Source organism: Phytobacter sp. V91, from assembly GCF_965644225.1.
Classification (GTDB): Bacteria; Pseudomonadota; Gammaproteobacteria; order Enterobacterales; family Enterobacteriaceae; genus CBFFRJ01.
Genome location: NZ_CBFFRJ010000089.1, coordinates 1 through 20,335 on the forward strand (window position 1 = coordinate 1; position 20,335 = coordinate 20,335).

Sequence of the window (20,335 nt, forward strand, 5' to 3'; positions counted from 1 at the left end):
CCTTGGGCGGCTCATGGTTTGTCGGCGCCTTTGAGGCGCTCACCCTAAAGCCTCCGGCTCTGCCGGAGGATACTTACACCTGCTCGGCGGCATGCAGCATTCCATGCCCGGCTGTCATCGACCCGCATCTTTCTGACCAGTGGCGTTAGTGTTCCATCAGGCCGATGCCATGCCCGGGTGTGAACGAACACCCATTTGCTGTGTCTTGCTGGATACTGCGCCGCGTGGATTTTACTTCCGAACGGGTTATCGTCCTTGTGCCAGTCGCTATTCTGCTTGCGGCTGCTTACTTCATCACTCACTTCCTTACCCATCATTCCCAGTGTAGTGGCTGTTGAGATGGCGAATTTGTGCCTGTTTTTACCGGGCCAGGCTCTCGTCTCTCGTGTACCCCTACAGCGAGAAATCGGATAAACTCTAATCACCCCTACAGCGAGTAAAGAGAATTACACCGATGAACAACTCATGGTGGCAGGAGTTAATGCGTTTCTTCCTGCAAGGAATTACACTTAAACAGTTGATTAATATGATTATAATTCTAATTATTCTTGTTGTGATTTCCCCTGCCAGCTTCAAAGAATGGGTTAACCTCCACAACCCTGAGATCCTCCCGCCGTATTGGATGTATTACGCGCTTCTGTTTTGCATAAGTTACGTTATTAACGGGGTTATTAACTCATCATGCATACTGGTAATTAGCCGCTTTAATGAAAGCAGAGAGCGCAAGGCAAGGGAGGCAGAAATCATAGAGCGAACAGCTGTGTTTGATTCCCTATCGTTAAAGGAAAGAGCAATGCTTGCTTTCGCTGTTGATGGGAATGACACAATTTCAGTAAAAAGAGGTGATGAAACAGCCATCGCTCTCACTAAGAAAGGACTTCTAACCTTGGAAAGGCGGGCATTTATGCAACCACACAAGGATACGTTTCGTATATCAAAGCATGCTTATCATGAGTGCTACACACGATACTCAGGAAAAGGTGAGTTACTTATGGATGAGTTAATTAATAAAGAATTGCCAAATCAATAAATTGAATGACCATAATTCGACATGGCGTACTGCCAATATCACTGGGCAGTAACTGACTTGGTGTTTCTGTAGCCACTGGCAGCCTGCGCGAGTCAGTATTAGTGCCGCACGCACAATCGGCATGATGCGTGTGCTGGGTACCAAGGATAAATGGACCACCGCTGAATAACATAAAGAGTTTAACAGCTTCGCTATCAATTGATTTATATCTGAAGAAAATAATATACATCCAAAACGCGACGGCACCGCCAATAAGTATTCCAGAAAAAATATTTCCTCCTGATTATTCATTGAGAACATAACCCGTTTCGGCAGGTTCCATTCTCGACCAGATAACCATCGCAATGAGAAATTCACTCCGTTTTGCATAAATCCTCTACCGGGTAGACTTGTTGTTTCCCGTCAGGGAGCACACCTCAACTATTTCTATATACCCTGTAGCCATACCCTCCTCATTCCCCGTGGTGCAAACCAGATTTTTTTGCACCATAAATAATCAACGCCAGCCCCCCTTAATAGAAAAATCCCTTTAAATTCAACAACCATTAATATGGCGCGCTTATTGCTTGAACAATTGGTAGAGATGTTGGACCAATTAAGGTAAGGCAATGGATATACCCGCAGAGCTTCGCCCCATTTCCACACCACAGATCGATACCCTGATCCTCGATGCGCTGACGCGCTATATCGCGCAATCTGGCATCCAGCCTGGCAGCCGTTTGCCCCCTGAGCGGGTACTGGCAGAGAAGCTTGGCGTCAGCCGCAACACCGTGCGTGAAGCGCTAAAACGCTGGGAGGCACTGGGCATTATCCTGCGGAAAAAAGGCAGTGGCACCTTTCTGCAGGTGGATGTCGGCATCAACGATAGCTTTCTCTCACTGCGCTTTAAAAACGACTCGGCCAACATGCGGCATGCGCTGGAAGTGCGCCGCATTATCGAGTCGGAATCCTGCGTGCTGGCGGCTCAGCGTGCCAGCGCAGAGGATCTCATCGAGATTGAAAAACGGCTGGATGAGGTGGAACGCGTACATATGGCGGTCGGAACGGCGGGCGCGGAAGACTGGGCGTTTCACTCCAGTATTTACCAGGCCTCCGGCAACCCGTTACTGCTGCAAATGCTGAACGGGATCTACGACACGCTGCACGCCTTTTTCGAGTCGCCGCCGGAACAGGCGCTGTTTGCCGACTCCTTACCGCTACACCGTGAACTTTTTAATGCCATTCGTCAGCGCGACAGCGAGGCGGCGCGGGCTATCTGCCACCAGATCCTCGATATCACTGAACGCGACATGAAGGATGTGATGAATGCCAAACGCTAAACCGCTTATAAAATGAAGAAAAGGGGATGAAGTATGAGGAAAACAAAATACACATTGATGTTGTCTGCATTTTTAGTCTCACTCGCGGCGGCACCGACGCTACAGGCGAAAACCCTGGTTTACTGTTCAGAGGCGTCGCCGGAAGGGTTTAATCCACAGCTCTTTACCAATGGGGTCACCAACGACGCCAGCGCTAACCCGATTTACAACCGACTGCTTGATTTTAAATATGGCACTACTGAACTGATCCCCTCGCTGGCGGAGCGCTGGGAGGTGAGCCCTGATGGCAAAACTTACACTTTTTACCTGCGTGAGCATGTGAAATGGCAAAGCAATAAAGACTTTACCCCCAGCCGGGATTTCAATGCCGATGACGTGGTATTCAGCTTTATGCGCCAGAAAGATACAGCCTCGGAGTGGCATAAGGTCTCGGGCGGCAACTATCCCTATTTCACCGGCATGGGGCTGGATAAACTGATCGTCAGCGTAAAAAAACTGGACGATCGGCGGGTGGTCTTCACCCTCGACCACCCGGAGGTGCCGTTCCTGGCGGATATCGCCATGGGATTTGCGTCGATCACCTCTGCTGAATATGCCGATAAAATGATGAAAGCCGGGACTCCGGAGAAACTCGATCTTGAGCCTGTTGGTACCGGGCCGTTTCAGCTCGCCCAGTATCAGAAAGATTCGCGCATCCTGTATCAATCTTTTGCCGGTTACTGGGGCGGGAAAACGAAAATCGATCGCCTGGTCTTCAGCATTACGCCAGATGCCTCAGTTCGCCTCGCCAAACTGCAAAAAAATGAGTGTCAGATCATGACTTCGCCGAATCCGGCGGATCTTCCGGCTATCAACAAAGCGGCGAATATTACCCTGCTGCACCAGGCTGGCCTGAACACCGGCTATCTGTCGTTTAATGTTGAGAAGAAGCCATTGGATAACCTGAAGGTTCGCCAGGCGCTGGCGCTGGCTATCAACAAACCGGATATTATCAAGGCGGTTTATCAGGGGACGGGCGAGATCGCCAGCAGTTTGCTGCCGCCATCAATGTGGGGCTACGCGCCGAATAACGAAAGCAATGACTACAACCCGGAAAAAGCCCGGCAGTTGCTGGCTGAAGCAGGCTATGCCACGGGGTTCAGCACTGAACTCTGGGCGATGCCGGTGCAGCGCCCGTATAACCCGAATGCGCGTCGGATGGCGGAAATGATCCAGTCTGACTGGGCAGCCATCGGGGTGCAGGCCAAAATCGTTACCTATGAGTGGGGTGAATACCTGAAACGCGCATCTCAGGGCGATCACCAGACGATGCTGATTGGCTGGGGGGGCGACAATGGCGATCCGGATAACTTCTTTAGTCCGCTGTTTAGTTGCGCGGCGGTGAGCGGCGGCGCGAACTACTCGCGCTGGTGCGATAAACCCTTTGAAGCGCTGATCGATGCCGCGCGCAGTGAAGCGGATCATACCCGGCGCAGCCAGCTCTATCAGCAGGTACAGCAGCGGATGGCGCAACAGATCCCGGCAGTTATGATTGGCCATTCAACGGTGTATGAACCCATCCGTAACAGTGTGAAAGGCTATATGATCTCGCCGGTGGGCGGTCACCGTTTTGAACAGGTAACTGTAGAGTAAAAACTAATATTAATAGAGCCTGGCCATCAGGCTCTGAACCGACGTACAAAATGGAACAGCCAGTTATGAGTAATAAAATCTATCAGCCTGACTGGGCAAGCCTCGACAGTCGCGAGATGCCGCAGTGGTATAACCAGGCCAAATTCGGCATTTTTATCCACTGGGGCGTCTACTCGGTTCCTTCATGGCGCAAAATTAACAACGCCCTGTTTGGTTCATACGCCGAGTGGTACTACGCCAGCGTTTATGGCCAGTACCGCAACAATGACGATGATTTCCACCAGAAAAACTATGCGCCGGATTTCCTCTATCGCGATTTTGCCCCCCACTTTAAAGCCGAACTTTTCCAGCCAGAGGCCTGGGCGGAGCTGTTTAAATCCGCCGGGGCGAAATATGTGGTGCTGACGGCAAAACATCATGATGGTTTCTGCCTGTGGCCGACCGAAAACCGCCACAAAAAAGGATGGAACAGCGGCGACACCGGTCCGAAGCGCGATCTGCTCGGCGATATCACCCAGGCTGTGCGGGACACCGGGCTGAAAATGGGCATGTACTATTCCAGCGTTGAGTGGGAAACCAATTCGAGCCATCGCCCGCAGGGCGGTTATTTTATCCCCCGGCGTGACCGCGAAAAATTTGGCATTGCCGAAGAGCGTTACCCGGACGAGATCCTGATCCCGCAGTTAAAAGAACTGGTCACTCGCTATCAGCCATGCCTGATTTTCTCCGACGGCGGCGAGTGGGATTTCAGCGCCGAGTACAGCCAGACCAAAGAGTTTCTGAGCTGGTTATATAACGAAGCGCCGAACAAAGACGAAGTCGTGGTCAACGATCGCTTTTGCAAAGAGATGCCGGGTGAACATGGCGACTATTACAGTACCGAATACAACGATAAAGAGGGGTTCGGCAAGCTTCATCCGTGGGAGGAGAGTCGCGGCATTGGCAAATCCTACGGTTATAACCGCGCGGAACAACTTGAGGATTACAGCTCCTCGCAACAGCTTATTTTGCAGCTCGTCGGGATCGTCGCCAAAGGGGGGAATTTCCTGTTAAACGTTGGTCCCACCGCCGATGGCCGTATCCCGGTGATACAAGAGGAGCGGTTACGGGATATCGGCCGCTGGATGGCGGTGAACGGCGACGCGATTTATGACAGCGAGATGTGCACCCGTTTGCACAACGATGATGAGCGCGCTTTCCTGACCTGCGTGGGAAGCGATGACTACCTGATTGTCACCGACTGGCCAACCCAGCGTTTCTCGGTGCGCATCATCACTGAGGCCACGCCGACTGCCTGCACATTACTGTGCTCCGGGCAGCAGATCCACGTGCCGTTCGGGATTGAAGAAGGGCAGCTTATTGTGCATCCGCTGCCCTGGCGCTTCGACCTCGGGCTGGAGTATGCCTACACGTTCAGGGTGAGCTATTGAACTCTCGGCTTATCGCTGACATCAGCGGCAGTGACCTGCTGATTGATGGCGGCGTAACGGCATCGTATAAATACGGCGACCTGAAGCCCTGAATCCGCACTCTTTTCAGTCCAGCACAGGGTGCAGAAAAAAGGATGGGAAAGCAGACCCATCCGTCTCTGAGGTGCTAGAGTGCGTTGTTCATTCTGTTAATCCACAGGGCAATAAGAAGTAATGGGCCAGAAAATTCAGAATTTCCAGTTAATGGCTAAACCTTCCGGGTCGGTATGTAATATCGATTGCACCTACTGCTTTTATCTGGAAAAAGAGCGCCTTTATCCGCAGCGTAAAAGTCGCTGGAAAATGGATAGCGTCACTCTGGAAAATTACATCCGCAAAAATATTGCTTCGCAGAATCATCATGTGGTCGATTTTCACTGGCAGGGCGGGGAGCCCACAATGCTGGGGATTGATTTTTTCCGCGAAGCAATTCGCTTGCAGGAGCAGTATCGCGGTACGAAAGTGATAAATAATTATTTCCAGACCAACGGTACCCGCATTGATGATGACTGGGCGCTGTTTCTTAAGCAGCATAATTTTCTGGTGGGAATTTCCATTGATGGCGACCGCATCAGTAACGATAGCTATCGGCTGAGTCGTGCAGGTGAAAGCACCTTTGATGCGCTGATGCGTGGTCTGGAAGCGCTCAAACGCCACAAGGTGGAATTTAATACTCTGACGGTGGTTAATCAGGAAAACGTTAAACGGCCGCTGGATGTTTACCATTTTCTTAAGCGCATCGGCAGTCGCTATATGCAATTTATTCCGCTGGTGGAGCGGAAAGCCGCCGAGCCGGATGCCAATGGCCTGACCCTTATTCAGCCTGATTTTTCAGGCCAGTGTAGCGTCACTGAGTGGTCGGTAGCGGCAAAAGCCTGGGGACGATTTATGAACACCCTGTTTGATCACTGGGTCATCCACGACATGGGGGAGGTGTTCATTATGAATTTCGAACAGACGCTAACCAGAATGTGTGGCCAGCGCAGTGCCTGCGTTATTAATGAAACCTGCGGCGCAAATCTTATTGTTGAAGCCAATGGCGACGTCTACTCCTGCGACCATTTTGTCTATCCGGAAAACAAGCTGGGGAATGTTAATGAAGGTGAGCTTCAGGAGATGGTCAATTCGGTGCAGAACCAGGCCTTTGGTCAACGCAAGTTAGCGGATATCAGCAAAGACTGCCTGAACTGCGCGGTGCGCCCGTTGTGCAATGGCGGCTGTCCCAAACATCGCTTTAATCTTTCCAGCGACGGGCGGCCAAATAAACACTATTTGTGTGAAGGGTTTGCCACGCATCTGCACCATGTGATTCCGCGAATGCAAACCTTGCTGACGTTGTTGCGTAATAACAAAACCCCGGCAGCAATCCGCAAGCAAATGAAGAATCAGTATTATCGGTAACCGTCGCTGAGTAATAAAAAACGCCACGTTATCCACGTGGCTGATTTTTACCCCTGACAGGGAAATACCATCTGCAAACAAATCATGGCTATAAAGAAAAGGCGTGACGAAAACGTTCCATCGCGAGAAGCGAATCTGCTGATGCCCATGCTTCCATCCCCACGACGCCGGAATAGCCCTGGGCATGTAATGCGCGCGCAATCGCCGGATAGTTAATTTCCCCGGTACCGGGTTCCTGTCTTCCCGGAACATCAGCAACCTGAATTTCCCCAATATGGCGACCCGCCCGGCGGATTAATTCAATCAGATTCCCTTCGCCAATCTGGGCATGATAGAGATCCAGATTCATTTTTAACCAGGGGCTGTTAATGGATTCAATTAAAGCAAGGGTATCGGCAGCGCGGGCAAAAGGGGTGCCGGGATGATCGACCTCAGTATTAAGGTTTTCCAGTAAAAACACACGCTGATACTTTTCCCCAAGCCTGGCGATTGACCTTAAGGTGTCCTGTGCTTTTAACCACATCTCCCCGGTCACTTTTTCGACAGGTTTAACGGGTAAACCTTTATTATCTAAGCCGGTGCCATGCAAGTTTAAGGCTGAACAATTCAGTCGTTCTGCAACCGCTACAGACTCCTCGGCACTGGAAAGCAGATTATCAATTTCCTTGTCATCGAGTAAGTTTCCAGAAATATAGCCAGTCATTGACGTAAATTTTGCGCCGCTGGATGCGAGAGCATCGATATCTTTTTTCGTCCAGTCCCATATTTCGACGCAAAAACCAGCGTCATGAATACGCTTTACACGCTCAATAAAAGGTAATTCCTGGAATACCATTTCAGCACATACAGATAACTGAAAGGGCGATGTCATGATTCTGCTCATTAACGGATATCCTTCAGATATAAATATTTATCGTTATTAAAATTATAGGCTTACTATGCCGCCATACAACGGCCTCGTAACCTGCGGTGTAAAGCGCTCATCCCTGAGCGTCCTTCACTGCTTAAAAAGCGCCCAGACGCTTGCTGTGTTCGATTATCGACATATATGCGAGCGTCTCGGCTATTTTCACCGGCGGTTCGCCTTCTCCGTGGATAGCCGCCGTCAGCTGTTTATAAAACTCAGGGTAATTTCCCGCGGCATTAGGCACTGCTTCTTCATAAGGCTGTTCACCCTGCCAGCGGGTGAGCGTCCCGGCGCATTGATCAACGCCCCAGCCTTTACTTTTCGGGCTCACGCCTGCCACTAAATCATTTTCCTGGGGATCCTGCCCATATTTAACATAGCTACCCTGAGTACCATTAATATGGAAACGAGGGGGCTGGGCCGCACTCAGCAAATTGCCCTGCAATACCGCCCGGTGCTGAGGGTAAATGAACAATGCATGGAAAAAGTCCGGGCTGACGGCGCCTTCACGTTGGCAGCCGAAATTAACATAGCCATCCAGTGGTTCGCCAAACAGTTGCAGCATCTGATCGATCAGGTGGGCACCGAGATCAAACCATACTCCGGACCCAGGCTCTTTGGTTTCACGCCAGGCATTGCGAACCTCAGGCTGATAGAAGGTATAATTTGACTCAAAGTAACGTAATTCGCCCAGCGTCTTATCCTTCAGCAGGCGGCTAACCGTAAGAAAATCACTGTCCCAACGCCGATTCTGGAAGGAGCAGACGATTTTACCTTTTGCTGCCGCTAAACTTTCCAGGGTGCAGGCATCTTTTAAGTTAACGGTAAAAGGTTTATCAATAACCACATGTTTACCGGACTTCAGCGCTGACTCGGCCAGAGGGAAGTGCGTTAAGTTAGGCGTGGCAATGACAACCAGGTCGATCTCCGGATTATCAAAAATAGTTTGCGGATCCGTCGTCAGTGAAAAAGGGAGATCCGCTCCCGGGTCGAGCGTTTTATCACAGACCGTATGCAATACCATTCCCGGCGTTACTGCAATAAGTCGGGAGTGAATGTTTTTCCCTGAGAATCCAAAACCAATCAGGCCAACATTAACGTCTTTTTTAGTCATAACATTTTCCTTCATTACCCTATCGTCGTTGAGGCTACGAATGCGTCGGTTTACTTAACTGCGGCATTAGTAATGACTTCTTTTTTACTTTCGTAATCATGTTTGAGAATTAACTGTTCAACATCTTCCAGCGCGACGCCTTTTGTCTCAGGGATGCAGCGATAGACAAACCACCATGAGAGTAAGCAACTGAATGAGAACAGAAGTAACGGGAAGCCACCGTTAAAGTGTTCACGTAAGACCGGATTCTCATTGAGTACCGGGAAGATCTGGCTGATGACAAAGTTAGAGGCGTACATCGCGGCGTAACAGATACCCATGCCGATGCCGCGTAAGTGGTTGGGCAAAATTTCACTGGCCACCGTCCATGCAATTTGCGCCCAGCTCAGACCGAAAATAAACATGAAACCTAATAAGCCAATAATGGAAGCGAAACCGCGAACCCCAAAGTAAAAGGTCAGGAAGGTTAATCCAAGACAAATACAGGTACCGACAGAACCCACCAGCAGCAGGATCCGGCGGCCAAATCGGTCAACCATCGTCATGCCGACCAGAACCCCGATGAACTGTAATCCGGCAAGCCAGGTCACAAAGTACATGGCTTCTGCCATATCCCCGGTAATATTCATCAGCAGTGTCGGGCCATAATACTGAATGACATTAATCCCGGTGAACTGGTTAAAACAGGCCAGGGCAATAACCAGGATAATGAACAAAGAATTATTTCTGCTGGAGAAAATATCTTTAAGCGTGGTTTTGGGGCCGCTAACTTTGTTTTTTGAACTGGCAAAAGAGTGTTTTATCTCTGCCATCACACTTTGCGCATGTTCGGCATTCGATATTTTTGTTAGCGTTTTTAACGCGGCGGCATCCCGTCCTTTCATCACGTTCCAGCGTGGTGATTCAGGAATAAAGCCCGCGAGGAAAATAAACAATACGCAAGGGATTATCCCAAAGCCCAGCATGATCCGCCAGCCGGTGGTCACAATCCATTGCTGATCGGCAGAGTTTTTTACGATTAAGTAATTAACCAGTAAAACAAGAACTTGCCCACCAACCAGGCAGATCATGTTAATCGTAACAACGCGTCCGCGATAGTCTTTGGGGGCAACTTCAGCCATATAAATAGGCGAAACAACGGACGCCAGCCCGATTCCGAAGCCACCGATAATGCGAAATATAATAAACAGCGTAAAGGATGTTGATAATGACATGCCTAATACTGAGAGCAGTGTTACCAGCACGGTTATCATTAAGGCAATTTTACGCCCATATTTATCGGATAATGTGCCTGCTAAATATGAGCCAAAGACGCAGCCAATGACAATGCTTGATACTGCCCAGCCGGTTTGTGAGGGAGACAAAGAGAAATGATGTGTTAAGGGTTCAACAACACCAGAAATGACAGAGGTATCATATCCTTGTAACAAGCCGCCTAAGGCAGCCACACTACAGATCCATATAACATAAGCTAAGTTATGCTTTTGTTTGATGTTCATGGTTATACCTTTAATTCAGATCGAATTTTAATCATTTATTCAACCCACCATTTTGTCGGATGGCGGAATCTGTGCGTTTGCCTGACCGCAACATGACCCTTTATGTTTTCAGTAATGGATCATTGTTTTCAAAAACAAGATAAATGAAATGTATAAACCGTTTTGTGACGAAGGGCAAAAAAACACGCTTTGCAAATAGTCACCTGCATGCGAAAAGTTGGTGCTGCGTATTGCGAATTTATTTTAACTTGTTGATTGTAAATAAGTATTGTTGTTTGAAATGCGAAATAAATAGCACCTGAAAATGGAATTTTTTGTTCAAAATCCTGGGGGATGAGTACTGACAGGGGGGAGCGTAGCTGGCTATAAGGGGAATGAAGCGACATCAGGAAGTAAAGTCTCCTGTTGCCCGTGCTTCATTTGTCAATCCAGTTGCACTTAAAAAGTGATTTTTATTTCATTTATTTATTTTTTTGAAATTTTTCTTTTAATAAGTCGCTGCTTTAACCTGCGGTTTCTTCCTGTAGCCAGTTTTCAAACGCCAGCAGGGCTGTTTCGTTAATTCCTGTCTCAGCAGGCTTCACCAGGCAGAAATGTTTGCTGAGACCTTTGGCCGCAGGCCAGGGCGCGACCAGCACGCCGCTGCGAAGTTCGCTGGCGACATATACCTGTGGCACCAGCGCCACGCCTTGCCCGGCGATTGCCGCTGCAATGGCCATTTCATGCAGATCGTAGCGGACACCCAGCGCCGGATTATCCAGCCTTATATTGCTTTCCCTGGCGTAGCGCTGCCATGCATCCAGGTTCTGGCGGCGATGAATTCGCGGCAGGCTGTTCAACTGGATGGCAGGATCCTCGCGGGTCAGCAGGCTGGAATGGCAGACCGGCAGAAGTTGTTCCTGAAAGAGAGGGAGAATACGCATCCCCGCCCAGGCCGGATGATCAAAGTGCACGGCTGCGTCAAAGCCACTGCCGGTAAGAATAAAGGGATCGGTTCTGACGGCGATATTAAGGGTGATGTCCGGGTGTCGGCTGTTAAAATCCGTGAGTCGGGGGATGAGCCAGCGGCTGGCGAAGGTTGGGGGAGCGGTAATTTCGAGGCTACGACTGCCGTCGGGAATCCCCGTCAGATACTGGGTATCACGGTCAAGCCGCTCGAGGGTTTCCCGAACGCGGTGAGCATAGCGGGCGCCGACGGGATTTAGTTTTACCCGGCTGCCGGTCCTGTCAAAGAGCCTGCAGCTCAGCAGGGATTCAAGCCGCCCAATCTGGCGGCTGATTGCCCCTTCCGTCAGCGACAGTTCTTCTGCCGCACGGGCAAAATTGCCGTGTCTGGCCGCGGCCTCAAACGCCACCAATGCCGCACTGCTGGGGAGTTTTCTGCGCATAATTACACCTTTCTCAAATGCAGGAAGTTCTTATTCCAGTGACAAAATATCACTAAGCAATGAAATAATATCGATTCTAAGCGGTGAATTCAGCAGGTAGCATGATGAAATATCAACAAGCTGGATGCTCGTCGCAGGACGCTCCGCTTCTTAAAAGAAGGTATTACCTATGCTTGATTCGTCCTTTCCCTCCTGCCAGGTCGGCGATTTTCTGGTAACGGCCCTCAGTGACGGGAATATGGCTGCCAGCCTCGAATTACTCTCAGGTATCAACAGTGTTGATGCGAATGAAATTCAACGTCGGGCGGGTATCACTGAGCCTGGCAACCTCCATATCCACGGCTATTTGCTTCGCGGTCGGGGGAGAACGATTCTGGTCGATACCGGTACGGGCGGGCGGGAGAACATTGGGGGGCAATTGCAGACGAATTTGCGCAGTCTCGGGATTGATCCACAGGATATTGATACCGTGCTGCTGACCCACGCTCATCCGGACCATATCGGTGGGTTACTGGATGGCGAAGGGCTGCCGGTGTTTAAAAATGCGCAGTTGTATGTTCATCCGCTGGACGCACAATACTGGCAGGATGATGCCATGATGGCGCAGGTTATTGAGCGCAGGAAGCGTAACTTTGTTCTTGCCCGCCGCACTTTTGAGGCTTATGCCGCAAGGCTTAGTTTTCTCGACGAAAATCAGCCCGTGGCGGGGATAAGCCCGGTCGCGTTGCCGGGCCATACGCCCGGACATACCGGTTATCGCATTGATGGGGATAAAACGAGTCTGATTATCTGGGGCGATATTGTCCATTTCCCGCATATTCAGTCCGCACAGCCAGAAGTGTCTATTGAGTTTGACTGCGATCCCGTTATGGCCAGAGAGAGCCGGCAAAAAATAATGGCCCAGGCGAGCGAGCAAAAATGGATCATTGCCGGTATGCACCTCGGCAAACCCGGTTTTGCGCATCTGCTTCGTGCTGGCGAAGGTTATCGGCTGGCCTGGCTGGAAGGTGAAATCGCCGGGTAAAAAGCCGTTTCGTGGGCGGGTGGTAATCTGATTGCGCCAGGCGAAAAGAAAGCCTCTTTAGGATCAACAGGTTTACCGCACAAATAAAAAAGCCCTGACGCTGAACGCCAGGGCTTTTACGTAATGCTTAAACTAAGATTTAACATTAATACACTTAAAAGGTTCGTATGACTATTTGAACAACCTTAAATGTACGCGTTTATCACTGATAATATTGGGTACTGAAAAAATAAAAAATTCCTCCCATATAGTTATCGGTTAAACACTCCGCCAGAATCAGTATTACCTGATGATTTAGCGGGCTAAACAAGTACATCTCCCGGCGCGATATAAACTCTTTGATGCGTGGCCTGACTGCTGTTGCGCTATTTACTGCCAGGTCTTAACTCAATCTGTTCGCAACAATAAAAACAAAATCATGGCCTTACATCATCGCGCGCTAGTCCACACCCTGCGATTGTCGTGACTGACTACGTGGCCTGAAAGCATCATCAACTGAGAAGGTTGCATTTTTCTCGACGTTGATAAACTCATCGAAAAATACTTCGTGGCCTTTATCGCAATATTATTAAAGAACAATTTAAATACTTTCTATATCAACGACAAATTGATTTCATCTGCCGTTGAAATCTAATTTACGCATTTCTTTGAAACTGTCAATACTGTTGTTAACAACATGCCTTTAAGGTCATGTTTTAAAACAGTGTGCATTAAAATCATAGAGTTATAAAATTTTCTTAATGTTATCGATTGGTTAAAATATAAGCTAAGCGTGTTGTTTCTGTTACGTAATTATAGCGTGGCGGGCGTAAGAGTAAGAAGACTCTGCAGGGGGCATACCATTCTGGCTACCCCGCTGCGTTTAAGGCGTCATCTTGCCACAGTGTTTCGTGCCGCGCCGGATTGAGAGGGTTTTCGGGCCATCCATATTGCTACCAGTAATAACAGGAACAGCACGGGGGCAAAACCACTGACGCCGCTGCTCTCTAATAACAGGCCGCCCAGCATGCCGCCACCGGCAATCGCCAGGTTCCACACGGTGACCAGCATGGATTGTGCGACATCCGTTGCGGCTTCAGCCCGGTGGACCATCTCAGTCTGAAACAGTGTGGCGGCGCCGCCAAAGGCCAGTCCCCAGAGCGCGACCGCCCACCAGATTGCGGCATGCAATGGCAACAGCAGTGCCGCCATAAGAAACAGCCCAATGCTGAGCAAGGTCAGCCTGTAAAGGTGGCGGTCAACCAGTATGCCGGTTACCGCAATACTGACCAGCGAGCACAGGCCAAAAAGCAACAGCACGGCATCGGTGCGCGCCGCCATCCCGGCAGGCTCCAGCAACGGCGAGATGTAGGTATAAAGCAGGTTGTGCGCCAGCACAAAAGTCAGTACCACCAGCAACAAACGGCGTACGCCATCCAGTCTAAGTACGCTGCGCAGAGGCAAGCGCTGCTGCACGGATTGCCCTGCAACCTCCGGGGCGGTCAGGCGCAGTATAATCATCAGCACGAGCGACATCACACTCAGTGCCGCAAAGCACAATCGCCAGCCAATCAGATTGCCCGTAAAGGTGCCAAGAGGCACGCCGACAGACAGCGCAAGCGGTGTTCCTGCCATGGCAATAGCGATAGCCTTTCCTCTCTTATGGGCTGGCGCCATTGATGCTGCATAGCCAGCCAGTTGGGCCCATAGCACGCCCGCCGCAACCCCGGCAATTGCTCGTGCGGCAAGCATAAGGGAATAACTGGTAGCAAAGGCGGTGACCGTGTTGGCGAGGGTAAAGCCGGCCAGCGTAATCAGTAACAGGCGTCGACGTCGCCAGCCCTGCAGCAGCGACATCAAAGGAATGGCTGCGACAAAAGAGCCTATCGCGTAGACCGTTACGCTTTGCCCTGCTGCGGCCATGGTGATGTGCAGATCCTGTGCCATCGGCGTCAGCAACCCGGCGGGCAGCGCCTCGGTAACGATAGTGACAAAGGCGGCCATGCACAAAGTCAGCAGCGGCATGAGTGGTAATCGTTGCGTGTCCCGGCTCATTTTTCGCCCTCAAGACCACGATACACTGCGTCACGCAGGTCGTTGACGAATTGACCTGACATGCCTTCATACAACGTATTGCTGAATGCGACCACGCTGAGTTCCCGCGTCCTGTCAACAAACCAGGCGTGGCCGTATGCGCCACCCCAGCGCCAGGTACCGGGGGATTCGGGGGAGTGTGCCTGGCGGGGATCCCGCAGAACCGAGAATCCCAGACCAAAGCCAACGCCCGGCGCCTCCGGCAGTTCAAGCGGAGCAATCTGATCGCGGCCCATCTCCGCCACCCATTCGGGCGACAAAATATGACCGCCTCCGCTGCGCAATGTTTCGAGCAGACGCATCACATCGCTTACCGTGCCCACCATGCCAGCCCCGCCGGAAGGATAAGCTTGTTTGTCGTATACGCGTGCCGGGCTATAGCAAATGCCGACGGTGTTCTCAAAGGGGGCGGCATACTCCCCCTCCTGTAGCGGATGCGGTTGCGGGTTGTCGTTAACGTAGGCGACCGCGACCTCCTGATCGGCAGATAAAGCGAAGCCGGTGTTTTGCATATTAAGCGGGTCGGTGACCAGAGTTTTAACCGCCAGATCCAGGGGCTGCCCCTGCACCTTCGCAATTACCTCGCCCAATACATCGATTCCCAGGGAATAACACCACGCTCTGCCGGGGGCGTAGAGCAGCGGGACTGTCGCAATGCGCCGGACATTTTCTGCCAGTGTCACTCCGCTGGCATCCATCCCGTCAGAGACCCCGGCGCGGGCATAGGGACCCTCGCTACTGTCTTCGAGAAAGCGGTAGCCCAGCCCGGCGGTGTGGGTCATCAGCTGGCGTACTGTCATCGTTGCGTGGGTGCCATCTGGCAGACGGGGGGCAAACGCAGGTAAGTAGTGTTGTACCTGTTGATCAAGGCGCAGTTTACCCTGCTGAACCAGCACCATGGCTGCGGTTGTGACAATGGGTTTACTTACCGACGCGAGGCGAAAGCGGGTGTGGATCGCCATCAGACGTTGATTTTCTCTGTCGGCAAAGCCAGAAGCCTGATGATAGAGCGTTTGACCCCGATGATTCACCATCACCTCAACGCCGACCAGTCGCTGTTCTTCCCGTGCCTGCCGGATCAGTTCTTCAATACCACTGCGCATGCTTTTTACTCCTCAATAATGGATACCTTCACCATAGAGATTTCGGTATTGCGGAAAAAGCAGGGTATATTTCGTTACTCTGCGGACATCAAAATCCGTAATGGTGAGGGCAGATGGAAAGTCTTAACGGTTTTGTGGTGTTTGTGCAGGTAGCAGAAATGGGTAGCTTTGTTGCCGCAGGTCGTCAGCTTGGTATTTCTGCTTCGGCGGTGGGGAAAAGCATCGCCCGGCTGGAGGATAAACTTGGCGTGCGCGTGTTTCATCGCAGCACACGCAGCATCACCCTTACGGCGGAAGGGGGGCTGCTGTTGGAGCGTAGCCGACGCATTCTGGCGGAAATTGATGCCGCGCAGCAGGAACTCACGCAGGCGGCAGCGCTTCCGGTGGGGCGGTTGCGATTGAGTTTGCCTCTGGTCGGGACGCTGGTGCTGCCGGTGCTGGGGGATTTTATGCGCCAGTATCCGCAGATCCAGTTGGATCTTGATTTTAGCGATCGGATGGTCGATGTGATTGCCGAAGGTTTTGATGCGGTGCTACGCATTGGCCGACCTGCGGATTCACGGCTTTCCGCACGTAAGCTTGGGAATTTTCGCCTGGTGACCGTTGCCGCCCCCGATTATCTTGCAGAGCGCGGTACGCCTCAGACTCCAGTCGATCTGCGGGATCATACCTGCCTGCAATACCGCTTTTCCTCCAGCGGTAAAATTGAACCCTGGCTGATGCGCGGGCATGACACGGCGGAAAGTGAGCTGTCACTCCCTGCGTCCATGGTGTGCAATAACGTTGAAACCCGTGTTTGCTTTGCCTTACGTGGCCTGGGCATTGCCTGGTTACCCGACTTTGCGATCCGCTCCCTGCTGGAGGAAGGTTTGCTGCGCGAAATATTATCTGACTACGCCAGCCATACTAGCGTGATGCATCTTCTCTGGCCTGCCAGTAAATATCCATCGCCTAAATTACGGGTGTTGATTGATTTTCTCAGCCAACGGATGTTTCCGCCATCATCCGGAAAAACTGGTGTTTCAGAGCACTGAGGAGCGGTGAATAGTTACGGGGGAGTCAGGCAGGGGATAAATAAAGCGCCTTAACAGGCGCCTGATTTTAGTTGGCGGTATTGAGTGTTTTGCAGTTTTGCGCATTCAGAGTCAGGCCCAGTTTTGCTGATGCCAGTTCGTTTTCTGTATGCGTTCCTGCAAACATGAAGCCTTTTTTCACCAGATTGGTGGTGTAGTACTTGTTGTACATAAAGGCCCAGGCCAGCATCGCGATTGTTGAACCGATACCCATCGTAAACACTGCCAGAATGACCAGCACAACAAAAGTCCCGATAAAGGTGATGAAATCTTTACGAAACAGCGCCGGGAATGAACCAAAGAACAATGTTGTCCATGAAAAACCGTACAAGCCTTTTACGGTTTCACCAGTGCGAGGGTTTTCCATTTTTATTTGCGTAGCCATAGAATATTTCCTGAAATTATAAATGCCAGTACTACTGATAATAAACTTCCCATATTCAGGGGCCACAATATACATTTTGGGTGAGCGACTTCAAATATTTATTAATGAATGTTTCTGGCTGGTGTATTGCAAATTGTTATTTTCATTAAAAATGCTTAATAATTTACGTTGTTACAAAAAGGTGCGACAGGCATTGCTTGAGTATCTTCGGGCTGGATATTGGGTGATCATATTTGATTTAATTTAACTTAAGCTCATTAATTTGACTTAAGTTGCGAAATTATTGTTTTATAAGGAAAATTAATTCTCGTTAAGGTGTCTTTTGATGTCGATGGACATGTGTGTGATGACGCTTGTTTTCCGATGAAAATGATAAGCAATGTTTATGTTCATGATGGGTTTGTTCATTCCCTCTGAAATCTGGTAGCTTTTTTTTTGCTGTTCAACAGGAGTATTTGAGCTCCCGCTTCGGAGTCAGTCAATATGTCTCTATTCTTGTCGAATAAATAAGTTTCAGACCTTGATAATATGACAGTGAAATTACTGAACGCTTAATTTTATATTTAAGAACAGTATCGATACTTTTTCCTTTCGATCTTGTTCAGGAAATAAAATCGCGACAGGCCGTTGTCAGGGAAAAGTGTCGCGGCAGGAGGGATAATGCTGAGTCCTGCTGTTAACTACGCACGGCTTCTAACCAGCCTGTCACCGTCTCGGTGGTTCGCCTTTCCTGGCTGCATTCAATGACCAGCGGTTTTTCGCGCTTTGCGGCGGGCGCAAGCCGTGCAAGAACCGCCTCGCTATCGCCGGGTCCATAGCCGCCATGAGTAATAAAGGGAATAAGCGTCTTGTCTGACAAATCATGGGAACTGAGAAAGCTTTTAACCAGTGCGGGGACGGTGGTTCCCCAGATGGGGAAGCCTAAATATATCGTCCGGTAGCGGGCTATTTCCGCAACGTTATGCGCAAGGGGCGGGAGAATGTTCCGTTCGCGTTCTTTGGTCGCCTGAGCGACGGTCTGAAAATAGTCTTCCGGATATGGGCGAGAAGGGACAATTTCAAAAAGGGTGGTCTGTAAATGGCGGTGAATAATCCCGGCGATAACCCGCGTATTTCCACTACGGGAGAAATATGCCACCAGGGTGTCGGATGTATTGGCAGATGCGGCAGCAATAGAGGGGGATATTCTGACATTCGCCAGTGATAATCCCGCCAGTGCAGTGAGTAGTCTCCTGCGTGTTAAATCATGTTCTTCCGGCATTTTAAATACCTGTTTAAAAAAGTGGGAAATGTGAAGAAAGCGTTCACCCGGTTCCTTGCTGTTTTGCCAGGCGCTGGCGGAACTCACTCTTAAAATGACTTTTTCAATTGCCGAATTATAGCGTGGCGAGCATGTCGTCACGCTGACAGCGCTCTGACATTAGCGTCAGTATCACGATGAATGGATTAATCTGTGATATTCAGGATATTTCTGAATTGTCAGCAATCTTATGCCGATAATTTGAGCAAAAAAGCACAGTCGGCTAAATGAAAGTGAAAAGATGAGATGCAGAACAGAAAATATGCGTACGGTGTTTAGGTCGTGCGTAAAAACGCACAGCAGAAAAAAGCAGGCAGAGAAGATGGGGTAAACATAAAAGAGAAGTGGGGAGCGATAGAATCTCCCCACTTAAGAAATCAGATTGCGAAATCTTCGAGCTTTTTGCCTTGCTTAATCGCGGCAGTAATTGCTTTTGGCGTACGACCCTGGCCTGTCCAGGTTTTCTCGCTGCCATCTTCATCAATATACTTATATTTCGCCGGGCGAGGTTCACGCACGGGTTTGCGCTTAGCAGTGGTGCTTTTCAGAGAGGAAAGAAGTTCAGTCGGATCAATACCTTCATCAAGTAATTTCTGACGGAAAGCGGCAAGCTTAGCTTCTTTCTCTTCGAGTTCACGTTTCTGTGAAGATTCTTCTTCACGGCGTTCTTCAACAATAACAACCAGTTTTTCGAGCATCTCTTCGAGAGATTCAAGAGAAACTTCGCGAGATTGAGCGCGAAGGGTACGAATGTTGTTAAGGTTTTTTAGTGCTTCTGACATCACATTACTCCTTGTCCTGGAAATTAAAATCTAACAAAACAATTTTTAGTTATTATTGAGTAAAAATCAATACCAGAACAGGGCGTAATTCTCTTTATTTCGCAATATTTTTTAAACCGACTGCGCAATTTTAACATTGTGATATTTTTTGGGTGTAAAGATATCTGCCCTTGTATGTATAAATATGATGTATTGCCCCATAAACCCACAATGCCCTGCTTATATCCTGCAAATTCGTAGGTCTTTTCCGTCAGACTGTGAGTCAGGAAGAATTTTTGCCTGACAGGAACTGTTTGCGATGAGTCAGTACATGGCGCCAAAAATTAACTGCGGTACACACACTGTTATCAGCTAAGCATAAAATCTCAGGTGAACTTCGCTGCCGGGCCGGTTTACATTCGCTAACGACATTGAGCTTGCGAATGCGTGTGTTTTTTCGACAGACAATGAGGCAGGGTGTTTTTGCGAAGGGGTCAGATTTTTGCTTTACGCTGTTTATAGGTCGTGATGGCAAAGTTAATGTTGTTGGTGGTGATCGCGTCAACTTTGCATTCCTTAACAAAAACGTCGTAGTGGTCTTCATTGTACTTAAATACAATAATTTCACCCTGGAAACGGACCCGTTTTTCTTTGACGGTTATGCCGCGGCTGCGCATGGCAATTTTGGCGATGGGATCTAATTTTCTGTCTTTCATATGAATATCTGTTAGCCTCATATTATCGTTTATTGTATCCAGGCTGACGCGCAGACGTCATGATATTAGGGAAGGTGCGATTTAATCGTCAGTTATGAGAACATAAGGCTTTCTTTGCCATAGATTTTTCACGATGCCCGC

The 20,335-nt window shown here is 49.8% G+C and carries 17 protein-coding genes and 1 pseudogene; 7 read left to right on the forward strand and 11 right to left on the reverse strand.

What is annotated here, in order from left to right:
- Positions 1 to 62 precede the first annotated feature (62 nt).
- Positions 63 to 203 (reverse strand): annotated as a pseudogene (locus ACSZO4_RS17385) (integrase); the annotation flags it as partial.
- A gap of 251 nt (positions 204 to 454) precedes the next feature.
- Here ACSZO4_RS17385 and ACSZO4_RS17390 point away from each other — a divergent pair.
- The 5 genes from ACSZO4_RS17390 to ACSZO4_RS17410 all read left to right on the forward strand — a co-directional run bounded on the left by ACSZO4_RS17390 (position 455) and on the right by ACSZO4_RS17410 (position 6,851).
- Positions 455 to 1,030: a super-infection exclusion protein B gene (locus ACSZO4_RS17390; RefSeq protein ID WP_437890289.1), complete on the forward strand. Its 576-nt coding sequence runs from the start codon at positions 455 to 457 to the stop codon at positions 1,028 to 1,030.
- 608 nt (positions 1,031 to 1,638) lie between these two features.
- Complete coding sequence (locus ACSZO4_RS17395) at positions 1,639 to 2,349, forward strand: FadR/GntR family transcriptional regulator (RefSeq protein WP_437890290.1); 711 nt, start codon at positions 1,639 to 1,641, stop codon at positions 2,347 to 2,349.
- Between the two features lie 33 nt (positions 2,350 to 2,382).
- Positions 2,383 to 3,981, forward strand: a complete 1,599-nt coding sequence (locus ACSZO4_RS17400) for an ABC transporter substrate-binding protein (RefSeq protein ID WP_437890291.1) — start codon at positions 2,383 to 2,385, stop codon at positions 3,979 to 3,981.
- 65 nt (positions 3,982 to 4,046) lie between these two features.
- Positions 4,047 to 5,411, forward strand: a complete 1,365-nt coding sequence (locus ACSZO4_RS17405; RefSeq protein WP_437890292.1) for an alpha-L-fucosidase — start codon at positions 4,047 to 4,049, stop codon at positions 5,409 to 5,411.
- Between the two features lie 213 nt (positions 5,412 to 5,624).
- The gene (locus tag ACSZO4_RS17410; protein ID WP_437890293.1) at positions 5,625 to 6,851 is read left to right on the forward strand and encodes an anaerobic sulfatase maturase; all 1,227 of its coding nucleotides are present in this window, start codon (positions 5,625 to 5,627) and stop codon (positions 6,849 to 6,851) included.
- A gap of 88 nt (positions 6,852 to 6,939) precedes the next feature.
- Here the strand turns inward: ACSZO4_RS17410 and ACSZO4_RS17415 are convergent, their stop codons facing one another.
- The 4 genes from ACSZO4_RS17415 to ACSZO4_RS17430 form a co-directional block, all read right to left on the reverse strand.
- Positions 6,940 to 7,734: a TIM barrel protein gene (locus ACSZO4_RS17415; protein ID WP_437890294.1), complete on the reverse strand. Its 795-nt coding sequence runs from the start codon at positions 7,732 to 7,734 to the stop codon at positions 6,940 to 6,942.
- Between the two features lie 121 nt (positions 7,735 to 7,855).
- Positions 7,856 to 8,872 (reverse strand): oxidoreductase, encoded by a 1,017-nt coding sequence (locus tag ACSZO4_RS17420; RefSeq protein WP_437890295.1) that lies wholly within the window; start codon positions 8,870 to 8,872, stop codon positions 7,856 to 7,858.
- 50 nt (positions 8,873 to 8,922) lie between these two features.
- Positions 8,923 to 10,371, reverse strand: a complete 1,449-nt coding sequence (locus ACSZO4_RS17425) for a sugar porter family MFS transporter (protein WP_437890296.1) — start codon at positions 10,369 to 10,371, stop codon at positions 8,923 to 8,925.
- Positions 10,372 to 10,874: 503 nt separating this feature from the next.
- A complete protein-coding gene (locus tag ACSZO4_RS17430) occupies positions 10,875 to 11,759 on the reverse strand; it encodes a LysR substrate-binding domain-containing protein (protein WP_437890297.1) in 885 nt (294 codons plus the stop codon).
- 169 nt (positions 11,760 to 11,928) lie between these two features.
- Between ACSZO4_RS17430 and ACSZO4_RS17435 the strand changes: the two genes are divergently transcribed.
- On the forward strand, positions 11,929 to 12,783 hold the full coding sequence (locus ACSZO4_RS17435) for an MBL fold metallo-hydrolase (protein ID WP_437890298.1): 855 nt from the start codon (positions 11,929 to 11,931) through the stop codon (positions 12,781 to 12,783).
- An 870-nt stretch (positions 12,784 to 13,653) separates the two neighbouring features.
- On the opposite strand, the gene ACSZO4_RS17440 is transcribed toward ACSZO4_RS17435, so the two are convergent.
- Positions 13,654 to 14,817 carry an MFS transporter gene (locus tag ACSZO4_RS17440; RefSeq protein WP_437890299.1) on the reverse strand — a complete coding sequence of 388 codons (1,164 nt, stop codon included), beginning with the start codon at positions 14,815 to 14,817 and terminating at the stop codon, positions 13,654 to 13,656.
- Positions 14,814 to 15,959 (reverse strand): serine hydrolase domain-containing protein, encoded by a 1,146-nt coding sequence (locus ACSZO4_RS17445; protein ID WP_437890300.1) that lies wholly within the window; start codon positions 15,957 to 15,959, stop codon positions 14,814 to 14,816. The genes ACSZO4_RS17440 and ACSZO4_RS17445 overlap by 4 nt, the downstream gene beginning before the upstream one ends.
- A gap of 113 nt (positions 15,960 to 16,072) precedes the next feature.
- Between ACSZO4_RS17445 and ACSZO4_RS17450 the strand changes: the two genes are divergently transcribed.
- On the forward strand, positions 16,073 to 16,993 hold the full coding sequence (locus ACSZO4_RS17450; RefSeq protein WP_437890301.1) for a LysR family transcriptional regulator: 921 nt from the start codon (positions 16,073 to 16,075) through the stop codon (positions 16,991 to 16,993).
- Positions 16,994 to 17,060: 67 nt separating this feature from the next.
- Here the strand turns inward: ACSZO4_RS17450 and ACSZO4_RS17455 are convergent, their stop codons facing one another.
- The 4 genes from ACSZO4_RS17455 to ACSZO4_RS17470 all read right to left on the reverse strand — a co-directional run bounded on the left by ACSZO4_RS17455 (position 17,061) and on the right by ACSZO4_RS17470 (position 20,194).
- Positions 17,061 to 17,417, reverse strand: a complete 357-nt coding sequence (locus ACSZO4_RS17455) for a hypothetical protein (RefSeq protein WP_437890302.1) — start codon at positions 17,415 to 17,417, stop codon at positions 17,061 to 17,063.
- A 676-nt stretch (positions 17,418 to 18,093) separates the two neighbouring features.
- Entirely contained in the window at positions 18,094 to 18,678 is a 585-nt protein-coding gene (locus tag ACSZO4_RS17460) for a flavodoxin (RefSeq protein WP_437890303.1), read from the reverse strand.
- A 416-nt stretch (positions 18,679 to 19,094) separates the two neighbouring features.
- Entirely contained in the window at positions 19,095 to 19,499 is a 405-nt protein-coding gene (locus ACSZO4_RS17465; RefSeq protein WP_437890304.1) for an H-NS family histone-like protein, read from the reverse strand.
- A 473-nt stretch (positions 19,500 to 19,972) separates the two neighbouring features.
- Positions 19,973 to 20,194 carry a hypothetical protein gene (locus ACSZO4_RS17470; RefSeq protein WP_437890305.1) on the reverse strand — a complete coding sequence of 74 codons (222 nt, stop codon included), beginning with the start codon at positions 20,192 to 20,194 and terminating at the stop codon, positions 19,973 to 19,975.
- Positions 20,195 to 20,335 lie beyond the last annotated feature (141 nt).